The following is an 18,777-nucleotide window of genomic DNA, read 5'->3' on the forward strand; positions in this document are numbered from 1 at the left end:
AAGCCGCCGGATACTCATGGTTTTACAAAAAAGCCGTGCCTGCTTTCACCCTGGCGGGATCAGTCAGGCACGGCCTGTTTCCTGTATCTTGCGGCTTTCAGGCCGCACGGCAAGTCAGCTCTCCAGCGTTGCCTTGATGACATCGAGCGCGGCCTGCGCCTTGCTTCCATCCGGTCCGCCAGCCTGCGCCATATCGGGGCGCCCACCACCGCCCTTGCCACCAAGAGCCTCGGAGCCCACGCGCACAAGGTTCACAGCGCTGAAACGCTCTGTCAGGTCAGCCGTCACGCCCACCACGATGGCACCCTTGCCATCTGCCGAGGCATTGGCCACGGCCACGACGCCAGAGCCGATCTTGGTCTTGCCCTCATCGGCGATGGCCTTCAGGTCCTTCGGATCAGCACCGGAGATGGCGATGGCGAGATATTTCACGCCATTCACCTCAACCACGGCCGGCCCCTGTGCATCCGCACCACCGCCGCCGGCCATGGCCAGCTTCTTGCGGGCTTCGGAAAGCTCGCGTTCCAGCTTGCGGCGCTCGTCCACCAGCGCGGCAAGGCGCTCTTCCACCTCGGCCACGGGGGCCTTGAGAATGGCCGCGGCGCCCTGAAGCGCGGCTGTACCGCCATTGAGATGGTGGCGGGCAGCATCCGCCGTCAACGCTTCCAGGCGGCGCACACCGGATGCAACCGCGCTCTCACTGATGACAGACACAAGACCGATATCGCCAGTGCGCCGCACATGGGTGCCGCCGCACAGTTCCACCGAATAGGGCGCGCCATTGCCATCATCGAAGCCCATGGAGACGACACGCACCTCATCCCCGTATTTCTCGCCGAACAGGGCGCGGGCACCGGATTCAATGGCATCATCCACGGCCATGACGCGGGTTTCCACCGGCTCATTGCGCAGCACGAAGCGGTTCGCCAGATCCTCCACCGCGGCCAATTCCTCGGCAGTCAACGGCTTGGGGTGGGAGAAGTCGAAGCGCAGGCGATCCGGAGCCACCAGAGAGCCCTTCTGGGCCACATGGTCACCCAGCACGCGGCGCAGGGCCTCATGCAGCAGATGGGTCGCGGAATGGTTGGCGCGTACGGCCTTGCGGCGCTCGTGCTCCACTTCCAGCACCAGAGCCCCACCGGGCTTCAGCGCGCCCTCCTGCACCTCCACCTCATGGATGAACAGGTCGCCCAGCTTCTTCTGGGTATTGGTGACACGCGCCACCACGCCGCCCTCACCCGTGAAGGTGCCGGTATCGCCCACCTGGCCGCCGGATTCAGCGTAGAAGGGGGTCTGGTTCAGAACCACGAGACCTTTTTCACCGGCTTTCAGGCTGTCCACCTCGGCGCCATCGCGCAGCAGGGAAACCACCACGCCCTCCGCCTTCTCGGCATCATAGCCGAGGAATTCGGTCGCCCCCACCTTGTCGCGGATGCCGAACCAGATGGTGTCTGTTGCGGCATCACCGGAACCGGACCAGTTGGCGCGGGCCTCCGCCTTCTGGCGCGCCATGGCGGCATCGAATGCCGGCATGTCCACGCTGATATTGCGGGCGCGCAGGGCATCCTGCGTCAGATCCAGCGGGAAGCCATAGGTATCATAGAGCTTGAACGCCACCTCGCCGGAGAACCGCGCCCCGGAGGTGAGGCCGGCGCTTTCCTCCTCAAGAATGGAAAGGCCGCGGTCCAGCGTGCGGCGGAAGCGGGTTTCCTCCAGCAGCAGGGTTTCCTCGGCCAGCGCCTGTGCGCGCAGCAGCTCGGGATAGGCCCGGCCCATCTCGCGCACCAGAACCGGCACCAGACGGTGCATCAGCGGATCCTTCGCCCCCAGAATCTGGGCATGGCGCATGGCCCGGCGCATGATGCGGCGCAGCACATATCCGCGCCCCTCATTGGAGGGCAGAACCCCATCGGCGGTGAGGAATACGGAGGAACGCAGATGGTCCGCAATCACGCGGTGGCTGGCCTTGTGCGCGCCATCCGGGCTCACCCCGGTCAGCTCCGCGACTTCGGCGATGATCGCCCGCATCATGTCGGTTTCATAATTGTCATGCGTGCCCTGCAGCAGGGCGGAGATACGCTCCAGCCCCATGCCGGTATCGATGGAGGGGCGCGGCAGGGCCACGCGCTCGCCACCGGGCAGCTGCTCATACTGCATGAACACGAGATTCCAGATCTCGATGAACCGGTCGCCATCCTCATCGGCCGAGCCGGGAGGACCGCCGAAAATGTGATCGCCATGATCAAAGAAGATTTCGGAGCACGGGCCGCACGGGCCGACATCACCCATGGACCAGAAATTGTCCGTGGTGGCGATGCGGATGATCTTTTCTTCCGGCAGGCCGGCAATCTTCTTCCACAGGCCGAATGCCTCGTCATCCTCGCTATAGACGGTGACGAGCAGCCGGTCCTTCGGCAGGTCGAAATCCTTCGTCACAAGGTTCCATGCCAGCTCGATGGCGCGGTCCTTGAAATAATCGCCGAAGGAGAAGTTCCCCAGCATTTCGAAGAAGGTGTGGTGGCGGGCGGTGTAGCCCACATTGTCGAGGTCGTTGTGCTTGCCCCCGGCGCGCACGCACTTCTGGGAGGAGACAGCGCGCTGGTAGGGCCGCTTCTCCATGCCCGTGAAGACATTCTTGAACGGCACCATGCCCGCATTGGTGAACATGAGGGTGGGGTCGTTATGCGGCACAAGCGGCGCGGAGGGTACGGCCTCATGCCCGTTCTTCACGAAGTAATCGATAAAAGTCGACCGGATCTCGTTCACGCCGCTCATATGCCGGCCACCATTACGCTTTAGGGCCGGCCGCGCGTAAGGCGCGCCGGCGAATTTCACAACTGGCATCCGGGCGCGAAAACGCGCAGCCGTGTGCCGCCCGCTCGGTGCCACGCCACCATGGAAGACATATGACACTGCCGCCATGAGATATGGACCGTAACCGGGTTCGTTTAGCGATGGCGCGGTGTCTTGTCCAGAAAAGTGCAGCGTTGGCGTGCAGGAGCGGCGCTCAAGCTCATCATTGCACCCGGCCCTCTCTTCCCGGATACTCCGCGCCGAATGTGCAGCGGGCCCTGTTCCGGCCCGGCACATCTTCTGGCTCAGCCCCATATGGGGCCTACCGAAAGGCGCATCGCATGAAGATCACCTGGTTCGGCCACGCCGCATTCCGCCTTGATTTTGCAGACAAGGGCATCCTCATAGACCCCTTCTATACCGGCAATCCCAGCTTCACCGCAGGGGTTGAGGCCGCCACCCGCGGCGCCACCCACATTCTGCTCACCCATGGCCATTCCGACCATGTGGGCGACACGCCGGCCATTGTGGCCCGCGCCAGGGAAAGCGGTGTGGATATTCCGGTCGTGACGAATCCCGAGGTCTGCGCATGGCTGGGCGGCCAGGGCGCGGGCGATAGCGCCGTGATGATGAATACCGGCGGCACGGTGGATATGGGCGGCTTCACCGTCACCATGGTGCGGGCGGACCATTCCTCCGGCGGGCCGGGCACGCCGGCCGAGTATCTGGGCAACCCCACCGGGCTCATCATCAAGGCCCCGGGTGAGCCCACCGTGTGGCACATGGGCGATACGGACATTTTCTCAGACATGGCCCTGCTGGCCGAAATCCACCAGCCAAAGGTGGTTTTCGTGCCGATTGGAGACCGCTTCACCATGGGCGCCAAGGTGGCGGCCCTGGCTGTGAAGCGCTTTCTGCCGGGCGTGGAAGTGGTGGTGCCCTGCCATTATGGCACCTTCCCCCTGCTTGCCGCCGATGCCTCCGAGTTCGTGGCCGAGCTTGAAGGTCATCCGGTGAAGGTGGTGGTGCCGGCCTCTGGCGATTCGTTCGAGGTTTGACCGGGAACGCTTCCGTCTCCCCGCGAATACGGAGGCGGATTGCGCCCGGCGCGCATTGCAGCGGTGGACATGAGAGCTATAAGGCACCTCATGTCCACCGCTCCAGCCTCTGCGATTCCCCAGCCCCTTCCCGGCCTTGAAGCGGGCGCCAGCCCGGAACAGGTTCTGCGCCACGTGTTTGGCTATGATGCCTTTCGCGGACGGCAGAAGGACATTGTCGAGCATATGGTGGCTGGCGGCGACGCGCTGGTGCTGATGCCGACAGGTGGCGGCAAGTCCCTGTGCTATCAGGTGCCTGCCCTTGTCAGGCCCGGAACGGGCATCGTCATTTCCCCGCTGATCGCCCTGATGCACGATCAGGTTCAGGCCCTGCGCCAGCTTGGCGTGAAGGCAGCGATGCTCAATTCCTCCCTCTCTCCGGCAGAAGCGCGACAGGTGGAGCGAGATCTGGCGCAAGGCGCGCTCGACCTGCTCTATGTCGCCCCGGAAAGATTGCTGACTGATTCTTTCCTCCATCTGCTGGAAGGGGCGCATATCGCCCTGTTCGCCATTGATGAGGCGCATTGCGTATCCCAGTGGGGGCATGATTTCCGCCCGGAATATCGCCAGCTCACCCTGCTGCATGAGCGCTTCCCCGGTGTGCCGCGCATCGCGCTGACCGCGACAGCGGATGGCCCCACCCGGCGCGAGATTGTCGAGCGGCTGGCGCTGGAAGAGGGCGAGGTCTTTCTCTCCTCCTTCGACCGGCCCAATATCCGCTACCGCATCGCCCCCAAGATGAATGCCCGCGCGCAGCTGCGCGCCTTTCTGGATGAGCATGAGGGGGATGCCGGGATCATCTATTGCATGAGCCGGGCAAAGGTGGAGAGCACGGCCGAGATGCTGTCCACGGAAGGACGCACCGCCCTGCCCTACCATGCAGGACTCGATGCGGAGACGCGCGCGCGCCATCAGGATCGCTTTCTGAAGGAAGAGGGCATCGTGATGGTGGCGACCATTGCCTTCGGCATGGGCATCGACAAGCCGGATGTGCGTTTCGTCGCCCATCTCGACCTGCCCAAAAGCATCGAGGCCTATTATCAGGAAACCGGCCGCGCGGGCCGCGATGGCCTGCCTTCCGAAGCACTGCTGCTCTATGGCACGGAGGATGTGGCCAAGCTCATCCAGTTTGTCGAGAATTCGGATGCGCCGGATGCGCGCAAGCGCGTGGAACGGCAGAAACTGGATGCCCTGCTGGGCCTGTGCGAAACGGCGCGCTGTCGCCGGCAGGTGCTTCTTTCCTATTTCGAGGAGGATCTGGCCGAGCCCTGCGGCAATTGCGATACCTGCCTCAATCCGCCCCGCACCTTTGATGGCACACAGGCGGCACAGAAGCTGCTCTCCTGCATTTACCGCACCGGGCAGATGTTTGGTGCAGGCCATGTGATTGATGTCCTGCTCGGGCTGGACAATGACAAGGTGCGCAAGTTCGGCCACGAGAACCTCTCCACCTTCGGCATTGGCAAGGACTTCACCCGCGATGACTGGCGGGCCATTGTCCGCCAGCTTGTGGCGGCCGGATTCCTCAGCGTGGATGTGGAAGGCCATGGCGGCCTTTCCCTGACCGAACGCGCCCGGCCTGTTCTGCGAGGAGCGGAGAAGGTGGAGCTGAAGGCGGAAAAGCGGGTGCGTCCGGCACGTGTGACAGGCGGGGGGCGCGCTGAACGGCCGAGCCTTTCCAACCCTGAAGATGACGCCCTCTTCCGTCGCCTGAAAGCCCTGCGTCTGGAAATTGCCCGCGAGCAGGGCGTGCCGCCCTATGTGATCTTCCATGATACGACGCTGATGGAGATTGCCCGCGTCCGCCCGCGCTCGCTGGCTGCCTTCGGTGATATTTCCGGTGTGGGTGAGGCCAAGCTGGAACGGTATGGGCCACAGTTTCTGGATGTGGCGCGCGCGGGATAGGCACCCCCGCACACCTATATGCGTATACCTGTATGCATATATATTCGTACACCTAGCGGCGACTTCCCAGCCAGACACACACCAGCACGATCAGCGCTCCACAGATCTGGGGCAGAGTCAGCGCCTCGCCCAGAATCACCCAGCCCAGCAGAACGGCGGTCAGGGGGCTGAGAAAACCAAAGCTGGTCACCGCCGCAGGCCCAAGCCGTTCAATGCCCCGGAACCAGAAATAAGTGGTCAGCGCCGCGCCGATCAGCCCCAGCCAGACAAAGCCAGCCACATTGGTGATGCTGAGTGGCGGCAAGGGCAATTCATAGAAAAGCGCCGCAGGCAGAAGCAGCAGGCCGCCTGTCGTGAGCTGCCATGCCGTGAATGTCAGCGCCGAAACCGGCGGTTGCCATTTGCGGGTCAGCACCACACCACAGGCCATGGAAACCGCGCCCACAAGCGCTGCCGCCACCCCCACCAGATCCAGCCGGGCATCCGGCCCCAGCACCAGAAGGGCGACCCCGCCTATGCCCGCGATCGCGGCCACCAAGTGTCGCAGGGTCAAGGGCGTATCCAGCACCATTTTCGCCAGAACGAGAACAATGAGCGGCTGTATGGCCCCCAGCGTGGCCGCGACACCTCCCGGCAGGCGATAGGCCGCAACGAACAGCGCGCTCCAGAAGATCGTGAAATTCAAGGCCCCGAGTATGAACAGCCGCCCCAGCCAGCTTGCCGGAGGAAGCTGCCGCGTCAGCACGATCAGGAACAGGCCGGCTGGCAGGGCGCGCAGCATGGCTGCCGTCAGCGGATAGCCTGAGGGCAGCATCTGTGTGGTCACGATATAGGTGCTCCCCCATATCGCCGGCGCGGCGGCGGCAAGCATGGCATCAACGGTTCGGGACATGGGTCGCTCCATTTATCTTGATGTCGAGATAATTCGGGTTTTCCTTGACGTCAAGATAAATGAAGTGCACCACTCCGGCATGGACCATATCGATCGCATTCTCGCCCAGTGGAACAGGGAGCGCCCGGATCTGGATGTCGGCCCCATGGGGCTGATCGGGCGGCTCAAGCGCCTGCATGACCAGCTCGCCGAAGGGCTTGAGCGCGTTTATGCAGCCCACGGCCTCAACGCCCCCAGTTTCGATGTTCTGGCCACCCTGCGCCGTTCCGGCGCGCCCTATGTGCTGAGTCCCACCGCCCTCACCGCCTCGACACTGGTGACATCGGGCACCATGACCAACCGGCTGGACCGGCTGGAAAGTGCCGGCCTCATCGCGCGCCAGCGCAATCCGCAGGATGGCCGCAGCTTCATGGTCGCCCTGACTCCCAGGGGGTTTGCACTGATCGATCAGGTGGTTTCAGAACATGTGGCCAACCAGCACGCCCTGGTCGCCGGCCTCTCCCCGCATGTGCGCGCGGAACTGGATGCCCATCTGCGACTCTGGCTCAACCTGCTGGAGACCCGAATGGCAGGAGAAACACCCCCGTCCGGCTCATAAACCCTGTGACAGAAACAGGCAGATATGCAGGAAAAAGCGCAGAACCCTTCCACCACCCGCTCCCCCTTGCTATAGCGGCCATAATCATTTGGGAGCGCATCATGTCCGTCGATCAGGCGACTGTCCGCCGGGTGGCCCATCTCGCGCGCATCGCGGTGCGTGAAGAGGAGCTCGGCCACCTTCAGAGCGAGCTGAATTCCATTCTCCATTTCGTGGAGCAACTGGGCGATCTCGACGTTTCGGGCGTCGCCCCCCTCACCAGCGTTGTGCCCACAGAGCTGCCGATGCGCGAGGATGTGGTCAATGATGGCCATTACCCCGAAAAGGTGCTCGCCAACGCCCCCGATGCCGAAGGCGGCTTCTTCACCGTGCCGAAGGTAGTGGAATGACCCAGCTCACCCAGCTTAATCTCACCGAAGCACGCGAGGGCCTCGCCAAGGGTGACTTCACCTCTGTCGAGCTGACCGAAGCCTATCTCAAGGCCATGGAAGAGGCCCGCGCGCTGAATGCCTATGTGCTGGAAACGCCCGAAAAGGCGCTGGCCATGGCAAAGGCCAGCGATGAACGCCGTGCGGCTGGCGAGGCCGGCGCACTGGAAGGCATTCCGCTTGGCGTGAAGGATATGTTCTGCACCGATGGCGTGCGGACCACGGCCTGCTCGAAAATTCTCGAAAACTTCGTGCCGCAGTACGAATCCACCGTCACCGCCAATCTGTGGCGCGATGGTGCGGTGATGCTGGGCAAGCTGAACAATGACGAGTTCGCCATGGGCTCGTCGAACGAGACCTCGGCTTTCGGCCCCACCATCTCCCCCTGGAAGCGTGAAGGGGACGATACGGCGCTGGTGCCCGGCGGCTCATCCGGCGGCTCGGCGGCGGCCGTGGCCGGGTTCCTGTGCGCGGGTGCAACCGGCACGGATACGGGCGGCTCCATTCGCCAGCCGGCGGCCTTCACGGGCATTGTCGGCATCAAGCCCACCTATGGGCGCTGCTCGCGCTGGGGCGTGGTGGCCTATGCCTCCTCCCTCGATCAGGCCGGCCCCTTCGCCCGCACGGTGAATGATGCCGCTCTCCTGCTGCGCTCCATGGCCGGGTATGACCCGAAAGACTCCACCAGCGTGAACCGCCCCGTGCCGGATTATCAGCAGGCGGTCGGTGCTTCCATCAAGGGCAAGAAGATCGGCATTCCGCGCGAATATCGCATGGATGGCATGTCGGACGAGATCGACGCCCTCTGGCGTGAAGGCGCGAAATGGCTGGAAGAGGCTGGTGCGGAGGTTGTCGACATCTCCCTTCCGCACACCAAATATGCCCTGCCGGCCTATTATATCGTGGCACCTGCGGAGGCCTCCTCCAATCTCGCCCGCTATGATGGTGTGCGCTATGGCGTGCGCGTGCCCGGCGCCGATATTGCGCAGATGTATGAAAATACCCGCGCTGCCGGCTTTGGCCCGGAAGTGCGCCGCCGCATCATGATCGGCACCTATGTGCTCTCCGCCGGCTATTATGATGCCTATTATCTGAAGGCGCAGAAGGTGCGCACGCTCATCAAGCGTGACTTTGACAACGCCTTCGCCCAGGGCGTGGATGCCGTGCTCACCCCCGCCACCCCCTCGCCTGCCTTTGGCATTGGCGAGAAGGTGAAGGCCGACCCGGTCGAGATGTATCTGAACGACATCTTCACCGTCACCGTGAACATGGCCGGTCTGCCCGGCATCTCGGTGCCGGCCGGTCTTTCGGCGGATGGCCTGCCGCTGGGTCTCCAGCTCATCGGCCGTCCGTTCGAGGAGGAAAGCCTGTTCTCCCTCGCCGAAGTGGTGGAAGAGGCTGCCGGGCGCTTCCCTGTCGAGAATATGTGGTGGCGGCGATGAGTGAAGCGCCCCAGCCCGTTCCCCCGGCGCTCCAGCAGGCGCGCCGGGACATCGACGATATTGACCAACGCCTCATCGCCCTTCTCGTGGAGCGTTTTGCCGTTGCGGAACGGGTTGTGGGCATCAAGCGCGAGGCGGGGATTCCCGCCTTGCTTCCGGACAGGGTGGAGGAAGTGGTGGCCAATGTGGAAGCGCTGGCCCACAGGCATGGCTTGCCGGAGGGCCTCGCCTCCAGCTTGTGGCGACAGCTGATTTCCGCCACCATTGCCTATGAGGAAAAGCATCTGTGATGTGCGGATGCAAAAAGGTGATGGCACGGCATGTATTGCGCAGAATGTAGCCGCTGCGGCCAGCGCACGCTTCTGGAAGACGAGGCGATTGTACAGAACCCGCCCGGGCCTGCGGAAGGCCCGGCAGAGGCACAGGTCGCTCCCCGGCTTCGATGCGACATGTGCGGCAGCCGCAATGTGAAGCTGAAGCATTTCGATTCACGCTATGAGGCCCTGTCCTACACCCTCCAGAAGAAGGGGTAGCAGGCGCGGTACCGATGGTGCCGCCTTTCAGGACAAGCGCTCCAGATCATGCATCTGGGGCGCGGGCAAAGGAGGCAGCCCCTTCCCCGGAAGCCTGCACGGCCGCCTGGAAATGGCGCACCGCCGAAACCACCGATCCCCCGGAGAAAGTTACCACCTGATCCACATTGCGGATGGTTGCCGGACGGTGGGCAATCAGAATGACGGTTCTGCCGATACAGAGCCGGGCCAGCGCCATGCGGATATCATGCTCATTATCCGGGTCGACTGAAGCTGTCGCCTCATCCAGAAGCAGGATCGGCGCATCCTTCAGAATGGCGCGGGCAATGGCGATTCTCTGGCGCTCACCGCCGGAAAGGCGCGAGCCACCCTCCCCGACCCTCGTCCCGTAGCCCTCTGGCAGGGCCATAATGAAATCGTGGCATCTGGCGGCCCACGCCGCATCCTCAATCTCCTGCTGCGTCGCCTCCGGCCGGCCAAGGCGGATGTTCCCGGCCACCGTTTCATCAAACAGATAGCTGTCCTGAAACACCGGTGCGAACAGGCTTGCTCTCAGCTCCGGGGCCATGTCGCGCAAATCGACCCCGCCGACAGTGATCCGCCCCTGCTGCGGGTCCCAGAACCGGCAGAGCAGAGCCAGCACCGTGGATTTGCCCGAGCCCGATGCACCCACCATCGCATGGATCCTTCCGGCCTCGAACGCCAGATCGACCGCGCGCAATGCAGGCGTCTCACCATAGGAGAAGCTGACCGCCTCAAACCGGATGTCGAGGGATCGGGGCACTTGCGGCTGCTCGGGTTCCGGCAACTGTTCCAGCGCCAGAACCTCGCGCACACGCATCATGGTGCGCTCCAGAAGGCGTCCATATCCGGCCAGATCAAACGCATCCGCGATCGGGCCATAGAAGACAAGACCGACGACCAGAAACAGGAGATACATGCCCGGCGCGACATCTCCCTCCATGACCATGAACGCGCCCCCGGCCATGAGGATGCAGAATCCGAAATCAAGGACAGTCCATCCGAGCGCAACTGTGGGTGTGAGCCTGGTGACGGTATCGCAGCTTGTGCGCCAGTGCTGGTGCAGCGCCGCGCCAAGGGCCTCGAACCCCTGCCCCCCAAGCCCGAGGGAGCGCAGGGTCGGCATGCCGTGCACATAGTCCAGAATCCGGCTGTTCAGCGTCTCCTGCGAGGCCAGCAGACGCGGCCAGATGCGCCCGTAAATCCTCTCACTCCATGCCACGGTGAGGGCAAACAGCGGAAGCGTTGCAAAGGCGAGCATGGCCAGCCGCCAGTCAATCCACACCAGCACCGCGAAGCTGAGAAGCGGCCCCACCAGCACCCGCATTGCCTGTGCGGGCGGGGTGACGAAATTGAGCCCCGCGGCATGCTGGGTCATCAGCGTCTCAAGAGAACCGGTATCGCGCGCCTGCAAGACACCGAGCGGAACATGGCGCAAATGGCGGGCAAGGCGGCGCTGAAGGGCTGCCACAGCCTCCCCCTGCACATGCCACAAGATACGGTGCGAGCGCATATTGATGAGCGCCTGCAGGATGAGGCAGAGGGCAACGGCACCCGTCAGCAGCCATGCGGTTTCAGCCGTCAGTGTGCCGTCAAGGATCTGCTCCAGCATCCAGAAGGTGGCCAGAACCGGCGCACCCATCAGCAGTCCTTCCAGAAAAAGCAGCGGCAGCGCCCTGAAGACCAGAAGCCTGCGCATGGGACCTGCCAGCTCCAGAAGAAGCGCAAGCCCCCGCCGGGACACGAACGGCTCATCTTCCGCAACACCGGATTCGGCCTTCCCTTGCGGGATATGCGGAACGGGCTGGCATGCGGCCCCATCGCGCTCAAGATGCCACCCGGCGACATCCTGATAACTCTCCCACAGCCTCCTGTAGGGCATGCAGCTCGCCAGCAGCTCTTCATGCGTGCCCCGCGCCAACACCTCGCCGGCATCGAGATAGAGGATCTGGTCAGCCCTCCGGATGGTTTCCAGCCGATGCGCGATGGTGATGACCGTGCGCCCCCTTGCCAGCTCGGCAAGGGCCTCCAGAACCAGAGTCTCGTTTTCCGGGTCCAGTGCCGCTGTCGCCTCATCCAGAAGCACGATGGGCGCGCCGCGGACCATTGCCCGCGCAATCGCCACGCGCTGGCGCTGCCCGCCAGAAAGGAAACGCCCTCCTTCACCTGCCGGGCTATCCAGCCCCAGAGGCATGGCTTCTGCAAACTCCAGCACCCGTGCGCGACGGGCAGCCACCTCGATCTCCTCATCGGAAGCCCCCGGCTTTCCAGACCGGATATTGGCGCGGATGGTGTCATTCATCAGCCAGGTGTCCTGCAACACGAAGCTCACGAGCTCCGCCAGACTCCTGCGCTCGATAGTGCGAATATCGGCAGTGCCGATCTCGATCTGCCCTGCATCCACATCCCAGAAACGGGCTGCAAGGCGCACCAGTGTGGACTTGCCAGCCCCGGAAGGGCCGACGATTGCGGTCATCGTGTTTGCAGGCACCACAAAATCGGCATGGCGGATCACCTCCCGCGCGCCATAGCCGAACGAGACATTGCGAAAGGCAAGAGCATGCCCCTGCGGGCTTGCGGGCTGGCCAGGCTCCGGCAGTTCCGCTTCAGCCAGAAGGGCATTGATCTGTCCGCCAGCAGTTTTGATGCGCCAGTAGAAGCTTCCCCCCGTGAACAGCAGTTTCATGATGGGGGCATTCATGCCCATGCCCACCAGCAGAAACAGGATCAGATCCGCCGGAGACACGCTGCCGGACAGAAGCAGCAGGCTGCCGCACGGGATCAGGACAAGGATGTTTGCACGCAGCCCGGTATAGAGCACGCTCATCGGGGCAAGCGCGGCGGTGGAGAAGTTCTCCCCGCTCTCGCGAACATCCCCGATCGCCCCCTGAAGCGTTGCAAGGGCGGCATCCGCGCGCATATAGGCACGGATCACTCTCATGCCCTGCACATATTGAATGGTGGCGGAGCGCAACTGCGACAGGGCGCCGAAATAGGCGGCGCTCATCGGCCCGGTAGCGCGCACTGTCAGCGGATAGACCGCCATCAGAAGAGGAAACATCACAAGCGTCGCCAGCGCCAGACGCCAGTCCACATATGCCAGCATGATGCCGGAGAGGAGCGGCACCGCTATGGCTGCGGCCAGATCCGGCACGGCATGGGCCACCGCCTCTTCTATCTGCTCGACATCATCGGCAATCGTCTTCTTCAGCGCACCGCTGGAATGGGCTGTGAAGAAGCCCAGCGGCACCCGATCAAGCTTCCGTGCCAGAGCCTGACGCAGGTTCAGAAGCATGCCATAGGCTGCCACATGCGAGAGGTGTGAGGAGGCGGCAGCAAGCACGCCCTTGAGCAGGATCGCCCCGAAGGCCATCAGCAGCGGCAGCAGCACGGCATCGGGCTGCAAGGTGCCTGAAGCGAGAATGCCGGTGGCCAGCAGATAGACCGCGAAATAGGGCACAAGCCCCAGCCCCGTCGCCAGAACCGACAACAGGGCTGACAACCCCAGTAACAGCCCGTGCGAGACGAGGATCGCCTTCATATGCATGTCTCCACCTGAGGGGCGTTGCGACACGGCGCAGGGCCGTGCGGAAATCCGTTTGGCTGGCAAAAGGCTGGCTACAGGCCGCCGGGCGCTGTGCGGACCGGCGGCAGGGATCTCCCTCCCATCGGCAATGGGAAGCTGAAAAGCCCGGACTCGGATTCTGGTGATGTGGCGGTCCGCTACCAGCTCAGGCTTGCACCCACACCAAGGATGCGGCCTCGGCCGATCATCACGCTGCGGGCCGTGGAGCTGAAGGTGGAGCCGAAGAATTCGGGGCGCTCATCCATCAGGTTGCGGCCGAAGACATAGAAGCGATTGCCCTCATGCTCGAACCCGATCTGCGAGTTGATGATCTGATAGGCATTCAGCCTGAATGAATTCTGCACATCCGCTTCCCGCGCGCCGACATATTGATAGACGGCGGAAGCCGTGAACGCTCCGTTCATGTTGAGCAATGTCGCGGGCTGGCGATATTGAAGACCCACATTGGCCGTCACCTCGGGAGAGTTCGGCACCTGGTTTCCATCCGCCGCGCCACTGCCCGATGCCGGATCCACATTGACCATGCTGGACTTTGTGAGCCCCAGCCCACCGGACAGGGACCAGTTCTCGTTCACATGGAACCGCGCCTCCAGTTCAGCACCATAGCTGAAATAGTCCTGATTGCTGAAGGCATAGACAAAGTTGGCAGCATCGAAGGAGACCATCTGCCCGTCTATGACATTGTTGTAGAAGATGCTGCCATTCAGCTCCAGGCGCCGGTCCAGCAGCAGGGCCTTGTTTCCAAACTCATATGTCAGCACCTTTGAGGGCAGGAAGCTGGGGGAGAGCGCGCCGATCTCGGCATTCAAGGTGTAACGCTCAAATCCGCCCGATGCATATCCGCGCGCGATGGAGACATAGCTCATCACGTCTTCATTCCAGTGCCAGGAAAGTGCCGCCCGCCCCGTGAGATAGGTGTCATCATAAGAACGCACCTGATGGAACAGCGGCACCGTGCCGGGATAACCATTGGAAACATAAAGGGAGTTCAGCCCCTGCATATCATGCGCCAGTCTCAGCCCGCCGGAGAAAGTGAGACGATCGGTGATCGGCACCGAGACATCGCCAAAGGCTGCCCATGTCTGGCTCAGGATATGGGTGTTATAGGTTCCATTATTCGATGCGAACAGAAGGCTCGTCTGAAGGCGGTCCATTTCATAGTCAGACCGGAAATAGCTCAGCCCCGCCACCCATGAGATGGCGCTGCCCGCCAGAGAACTGATCCGCAACTCCTGCGAGAAGATCCCCTCGACTTCATCGACATCACTCAAGTCCTGAAGCGGATTCATGAAATCGATCGCGGTCATGCCGTAATCCTTCATGGCCTCCCCAAACAGGAAGGCATCCGTTGCATCATTGAGCTGCTTAAGCTTGATATGCTGGTATCCGGTAATGGAGGTGAACAGGAAGGAGTTGAACTCCTTCGTGATCGTCATGTTTCCATATCCGGTCTGCCGGCTGCCATACTGGGGCAGATCCACACCGCTGACAGGGAATGCAGGGCTCTCACGCCACAGATACAGCGGATTATTGCGCCAGTCATAGTCGAACCCGCCGGTGAAAGAGATGTTCAATGTCTCATCCGGCATGAAAGCCAGAGTGCCGCGCCCGGCCTGCACGCGCGCCGCCCCTTCATCCTTCCCCAGCAATGGGTTCGGGATATCTCCGTCATAATTCTGGAACCGCAACACCCCGCGCCCGGCGATCTTGCCCGGCAAAAGCCATCCGCCGGCAATGCCTTCCACAAAGCCATAGCCATTCGTGCCATATTCGGCATTCAGCCGCAGCTCGCCCCTGCCATCGGCCGGTGTATTGATGACATTGACCATGCCGCCAAGGGCGTTTCGGCCGAAAAGCGTGCCCTGCGGGCCGCGCAACACTTCCACCCGCTGGACATCCATCAATGTGGGCGCGAAACCGAACGAGCTGGTTGGCACGCCGTCAACCGCGAAACCGACCGTATTATCCAGCGAATTCAATGGGCTGCCGAGAGGGCCGATACCGCGGATATTGCCGAAATTACCGCCCGGGACCGCAAAGTCCACGAAATTGAAGTTGGGGGTCGAACGGGCAATTTCCGGGCCGGGATCGAGATAATCGGCGGGAATATCGCGCCCCTCCACCACCGAGACGGCGATTGGCACATCCTGCACCAGCTCACTGCGCTTGCGCGCGGTCACCTCGATCGCATCAAGGGTTACAACCTCCTCCCCAAGAGCCTCCTCGGCTTTTGCTGGCACTTGTGCGGCAAGAGATGCTGCAACGGTTGCAGCGCCGAGCAGGCTGGCCCGACCTTTGAAATTCATGACAGCTTCCCTTGAGGCGTGAACACTTCAAGAGCGCTTATTTCATGAAAGAGAGGAGCGGACTTTCGTGAGGCGAAGCTTTGCTTTCGTGCTGCAAAATTGGGGTACCCGGCGCGCGCCCTCATCGCGGGGGGCATGCCCGAAATGCTTGCGATATGCGGTCGAAAAAGCCGCCGGGTTGGTGAAACCGACCCGATAGCCGACTTCGGAAACCGTCAGATCATGAGTGCGCAGAAGAAATTGCGCCACTTCAAGCCGCCTGTTCCGCACATGTCCGAAAATTGTCGTGCCGAAAGCCTTGAGGAAGTTTGCCCGCAAGGTCGTTGCATTCACGCCCAGCTCTCTTGTGAGCACATCAATGGCCGGCGGCGAGGCGACATCCGCATCCAGCAGTTCTCTTGCGCGGATGACCTGATCGAAATGCCGCTGCGACATGCCGGCGGGCACCTTCTCCCGGTTTTCCAGCAGGCGGGCGGTTTCAGCCACCAGTGCGAGCGTGCAGCTCTCCAGATGAATCCGCGCCAGTGATCCGCGATAATTCTCATCCAGCATTCTATGCGCCATGATGCGGAGCGTTTCTGTCGGCTTCAGGCGCAGCAGCGAGAAGTCGTCGCCCAGCATATGCTCAAACACCTGCTGTTCTTCCCCGCCATTGAGCAGGTGAAGCCGCTCAAGAAAAGCCGGATGAACCGTAAAACCTGTCACGGCACAGCTTCCCCCGCTGCGGCACAGCGTGCGACACCGGCCGCTGCGGCCAAAACAGAGCAGGAGCGGCTCACCCCGCCGAATGGGGATCTCCCCAACACCATCTATCGTGATGGGCGCGACCTCACCTTCCAGAGGAAAGGCGAACAGGAGCGATCGGCCAACCGTTTCATCAAGCTGAACATCATCGAGATAGCGAACATTATAGCCGGTTGCGAAAAGACCCGCCTGCACCTCAAGCCCCAGAACAGAACCTTCCATCACCGCACTGTTTCGAACCGGCTCAAGGAGCTCCTGATGCCTCATGATGGCAAGGCGATCCGCAACGGCATCAATATCCGAAAGGAACAGCATCTTTCCCGGTGTTGAATATGCCGCATCCATAATCGCAATACTCTGTCAGGCAGGGGCAGATGGGTGTAAATATGTGACCCACCCAGTAGAATAGAATAAATACAATTTATCTATTCTCTTCAGAATAGGCGATACACTCGGCCCCCACAAGAACCAGCCGCGTCAGCACATGACGACGCGCTCCGGCAAGCCACCACTGCCCGGCCGCCATAAAAGCTGAGAAAAGATGATGTCCTATGCCTGCTCCACCGTAGGCACGCTGAGACTCCACATCGCATCGAACATGGAGGCCTGAAAGGCCGCATATTCTGCGCTGTCTATAATCATGCCGTAGCTTTCACGGGCGGAAGAAATCAGCGCAACCTTGTTTCCATAGATGAAGCAGGTCATCGCCAGCGTATGCGCACTTGGGGAATAGCGCAGCTCCCGCAGCTTTTCCTTGCTGGAGGGCCAGATGGGAACAACATCCCGCTCCGCCGAGCGGATAACGCGCAGCCATATGCCCCGGCGGGCGCGTTCGGAGAGATATTTCTCCATCTCCTCAAGACCTGGCTCCGCCATCAGCTCCTTCATTGAAAGAGTCGCGCGCAGAACCTTGTCACCCCCCGTCAATGTATCCCACAAGGTCGTGCGGATACCTTCCGGGCCGGGATGGAAGCGGACATTCGGCTTGCCGCTCTCATGATGATACATGGAGCGCAGCACAGGCATTACATCCTCGATCATCTGCCGGCGCGCCTCGATACGCTCAAGCAGAACACCCGGATCCTGCGCCACCACGAAGCGCCGTTTGCCGTGATCCACAAATTTGATGAGCCCTTCCGCCTCCAGTTTTGCAAGTGCGTCATGGGCCGTTGTGCGGGCCAGTCCGGCCTTGGAAGCGACCTCGGTGATCGATGCTCCGCCAAGCCCGACCGCCGTCAGATAGAGCTTGTAAAGCGTCCCGGTTATCCCGAGCCGGGCCAGTTTTTCTTCCATATCCATGGTCACTTTCATTCCGCCGAGAGATCAAGCATGTCCGATCTGACACGCCAGGTCTACCATCGGTTTATACCGACAAAAATATGGTGCATCGCACATATTTTAAGCGAAAAGCCGGAAATATAGTCGCCAAAATCAGCTTGTTTGCCTGATCTATCCGCATCAGGCCGACAATATTCAATTGACGGAATTTTCCGACAGTCATAGCATCTTCCACATATCCAAATGCATGCCCCCAGCCCCTGCTGGCCAGCGTGAAGGAAGATCTCCATGGAAGCGAAAGCTGATGCTGGCGCCCTCAGCGCCATGCCTGCCGCGTGCACGCCTGCCGCCCGGCGCTCACCCTTGAAACGGCTGTTTGCCGACAGGTCCGTACGCGCCGCGCTGGGCCTCACCGCCTTTTTCGCCTTCTGGCAGGCCATAACGGGGCTCGGCATCATTGACGGCTTCCTGCTGCCATCTCCGTTTCAGGTGGCCAAGGCGCTGTGGGACATGGTGCTGGATGGCTCGCTCTGGATCCATCTTGGCGCGAGCCTCCAGCGTGTGGCCGTCGGCTTCCTTCTGGCCTGTATCTTCGGCCTTGCAATGGGCCTTGTGTGCGGCTGGTGGCGCGGGGTTTCAGACTATGTGCGCCCCGTGGTGGAGGCGCTCCGGCCCATCCCTCCACTGGCGTGGATTCCCATCACCATCCTGTGGTTCGGGCTTGGCGATGCCGCATCCTACTTCCTTGTTTTCCTTGGCGCTTTCTTTCCGGCATTCGTCGCCACCTATACCGCTGTGCGCGGTCTTGACCGCAACCAGATGAATGCCGCCCTGTGCCTTGGCGCCAGGCCCTGGCAGCTCTTCTGGGATGTGCTGATCCCGGCCTCATTGCCCATCATCCTGCCCGGTCTTCGCATCGCGCTTGGCGTCGGCTGGATGTGCGTCGTCACCGCGGAGCTGATCGCCGCCCAGACCGGGCTTGGCTACCTGATCCAGCAATCCCGCATGCTGTTCCAGATCAACAATGTCGTGGCCGGCATGGTCACCATCGGTCTGGTCGGTTTCGCCATGTCCGCCATCCTTGAGAGGTTCGAGCGTCGCGTGAACGCCTGGGCCCCCTCCGAACGCAGCTGAGGATACAGCCATGGCCGCGA

General features: G+C 62.0%; 14 protein-coding genes. 8 read left to right on the forward strand and 6 right to left on the reverse strand.

Annotated features, from left to right (window positions below; all coding sequences use genetic code 11):
* Nucleotides 1–114 precede the first annotated feature (114 nt).
* Nucleotides 115–2,775 (reverse strand): alanine--tRNA ligase, encoded by a 2,661-nt coding sequence (alaS, locus tag ACT6QG_RS02405; protein WP_444975999.1) that lies wholly within the window; start codon nt 2,773–2,775, stop codon nt 115–117.
* Nucleotides 2,776–3,134: 359 nt separating this feature from the next.
* Between alaS and ACT6QG_RS02410 the strand changes: the two genes are divergently transcribed.
* Together ACT6QG_RS02410 and recQ are read left to right on the forward strand one after the other, a co-directional pair.
* Complete coding sequence (locus tag ACT6QG_RS02410; protein ID WP_444976000.1) at nt 3,135–3,851, forward strand: metal-dependent hydrolase; 717 nt, start codon at nt 3,135–3,137, stop codon at nt 3,849–3,851.
* Between the two features lie 90 nt (nt 3,852–3,941).
* Entirely contained in the window at nt 3,942–5,795 is a 1,854-nt protein-coding gene (gene recQ / locus ACT6QG_RS02415) for a DNA helicase RecQ (RefSeq protein ID WP_444976001.1), read from the forward strand.
* Nucleotides 5,796–5,847: 52 nt separating this feature from the next.
* Here recQ and ACT6QG_RS02420 read toward each other — a convergent pair whose 3' ends face one another.
* Nucleotides 5,848–6,687 (reverse strand): EamA family transporter, encoded by an 840-nt coding sequence (locus ACT6QG_RS02420; protein ID WP_444976002.1) that lies wholly within the window; start codon nt 6,685–6,687, stop codon nt 5,848–5,850.
* Nucleotides 6,688–6,766: 79 nt separating this feature from the next.
* Here ACT6QG_RS02420 and ACT6QG_RS02425 point away from each other — a divergent pair, with 79 nt between their 5' ends.
* The 5 genes from ACT6QG_RS02425 (at nt 6,767) to ACT6QG_RS02445 (ending at nt 9,688) form a co-directional block, all read left to right on the forward strand.
* On the forward strand, nt 6,767–7,285 hold the full coding sequence (locus ACT6QG_RS02425) for a MarR family winged helix-turn-helix transcriptional regulator (protein WP_444976003.1): 519 nt from the start codon (nt 6,767–6,769) through the stop codon (nt 7,283–7,285).
* Between the two features lie 101 nt (nt 7,286–7,386).
* The gene (gatC, locus tag ACT6QG_RS02430; RefSeq protein ID WP_444976004.1) at nt 7,387–7,674 is read left to right on the forward strand and encodes an Asp-tRNA(Asn)/Glu-tRNA(Gln) amidotransferase subunit GatC; all 288 of its coding nucleotides are present in this window, start codon (nt 7,387–7,389) and stop codon (nt 7,672–7,674) included.
* The gene (gatA, locus tag ACT6QG_RS02435) at nt 7,671–9,155 is read left to right on the forward strand and encodes an Asp-tRNA(Asn)/Glu-tRNA(Gln) amidotransferase subunit GatA (RefSeq protein WP_444976005.1); all 1,485 of its coding nucleotides are present in this window, start codon (nt 7,671–7,673) and stop codon (nt 9,153–9,155) included. The genes gatC and gatA overlap by 4 nt, the downstream gene beginning before the upstream one ends.
* Nucleotides 9,152–9,445, forward strand: a complete 294-nt coding sequence (locus tag ACT6QG_RS02440; protein ID WP_444976006.1) for a chorismate mutase — start codon at nt 9,152–9,154, stop codon at nt 9,443–9,445. Before gatA ends, ACT6QG_RS02440 begins: the two co-directional genes overlap by 4 nt.
* 30 nt (nt 9,446–9,475) lie before the next feature.
* A complete protein-coding gene (locus tag ACT6QG_RS02445; protein WP_444976007.1) occupies nt 9,476–9,688 on the forward strand; it encodes a hypothetical protein in 213 nt (70 codons plus the stop codon).
* Nucleotides 9,689–9,734: 46 nt separating this feature from the next.
* On the opposite strand, the gene ACT6QG_RS02450 is transcribed toward ACT6QG_RS02445, so the two are convergent.
* The 4 genes from ACT6QG_RS02450 to ACT6QG_RS02470 form a co-directional block, all read right to left on the reverse strand.
* Nucleotides 9,735–13,250 carry an ABC transporter ATP-binding protein gene (locus tag ACT6QG_RS02450; RefSeq protein WP_444976008.1) on the reverse strand — a complete coding sequence of 1,172 codons (3,516 nt, stop codon included), beginning with the start codon at nt 13,248–13,250 and terminating at the stop codon, nt 9,735–9,737.
* Nucleotides 13,251–13,432: 182 nt separating this feature from the next.
* A complete protein-coding gene (locus ACT6QG_RS02455) occupies nt 13,433–15,601 on the reverse strand; it encodes a TonB-dependent receptor (RefSeq protein ID WP_444976009.1) in 2,169 nt (722 codons plus the stop codon).
* A 42-nt stretch (nt 15,602–15,643) separates the two neighbouring features.
* Complete coding sequence (locus tag ACT6QG_RS16010; RefSeq protein ID WP_507237412.1) at nt 15,644–16,690, reverse strand: helix-turn-helix transcriptional regulator; 1,047 nt, start codon at nt 16,688–16,690, stop codon at nt 15,644–15,646.
* A 204-nt stretch (nt 16,691–16,894) separates the two neighbouring features.
* On the reverse strand, nt 16,895–17,644 hold the full coding sequence (locus ACT6QG_RS02470; RefSeq protein WP_444976012.1) for a TrmB family transcriptional regulator: 750 nt from the start codon (nt 17,642–17,644) through the stop codon (nt 16,895–16,897).
* A gap of 267 nt (nt 17,645–17,911) precedes the next feature.
* Here ACT6QG_RS02470 and ACT6QG_RS02475 point away from each other — a divergent pair, with 267 nt between their 5' ends.
* Nucleotides 17,912–18,757, forward strand: a complete 846-nt coding sequence (locus ACT6QG_RS02475) for an ABC transporter permease (RefSeq protein WP_444976013.1) — start codon at nt 17,912–17,914, stop codon at nt 18,755–18,757.
* Nucleotides 18,758–18,777 lie beyond the last annotated feature (20 nt).

This window comes from Haloleucobacter ellipsoideus (assembly GCF_052491725.1).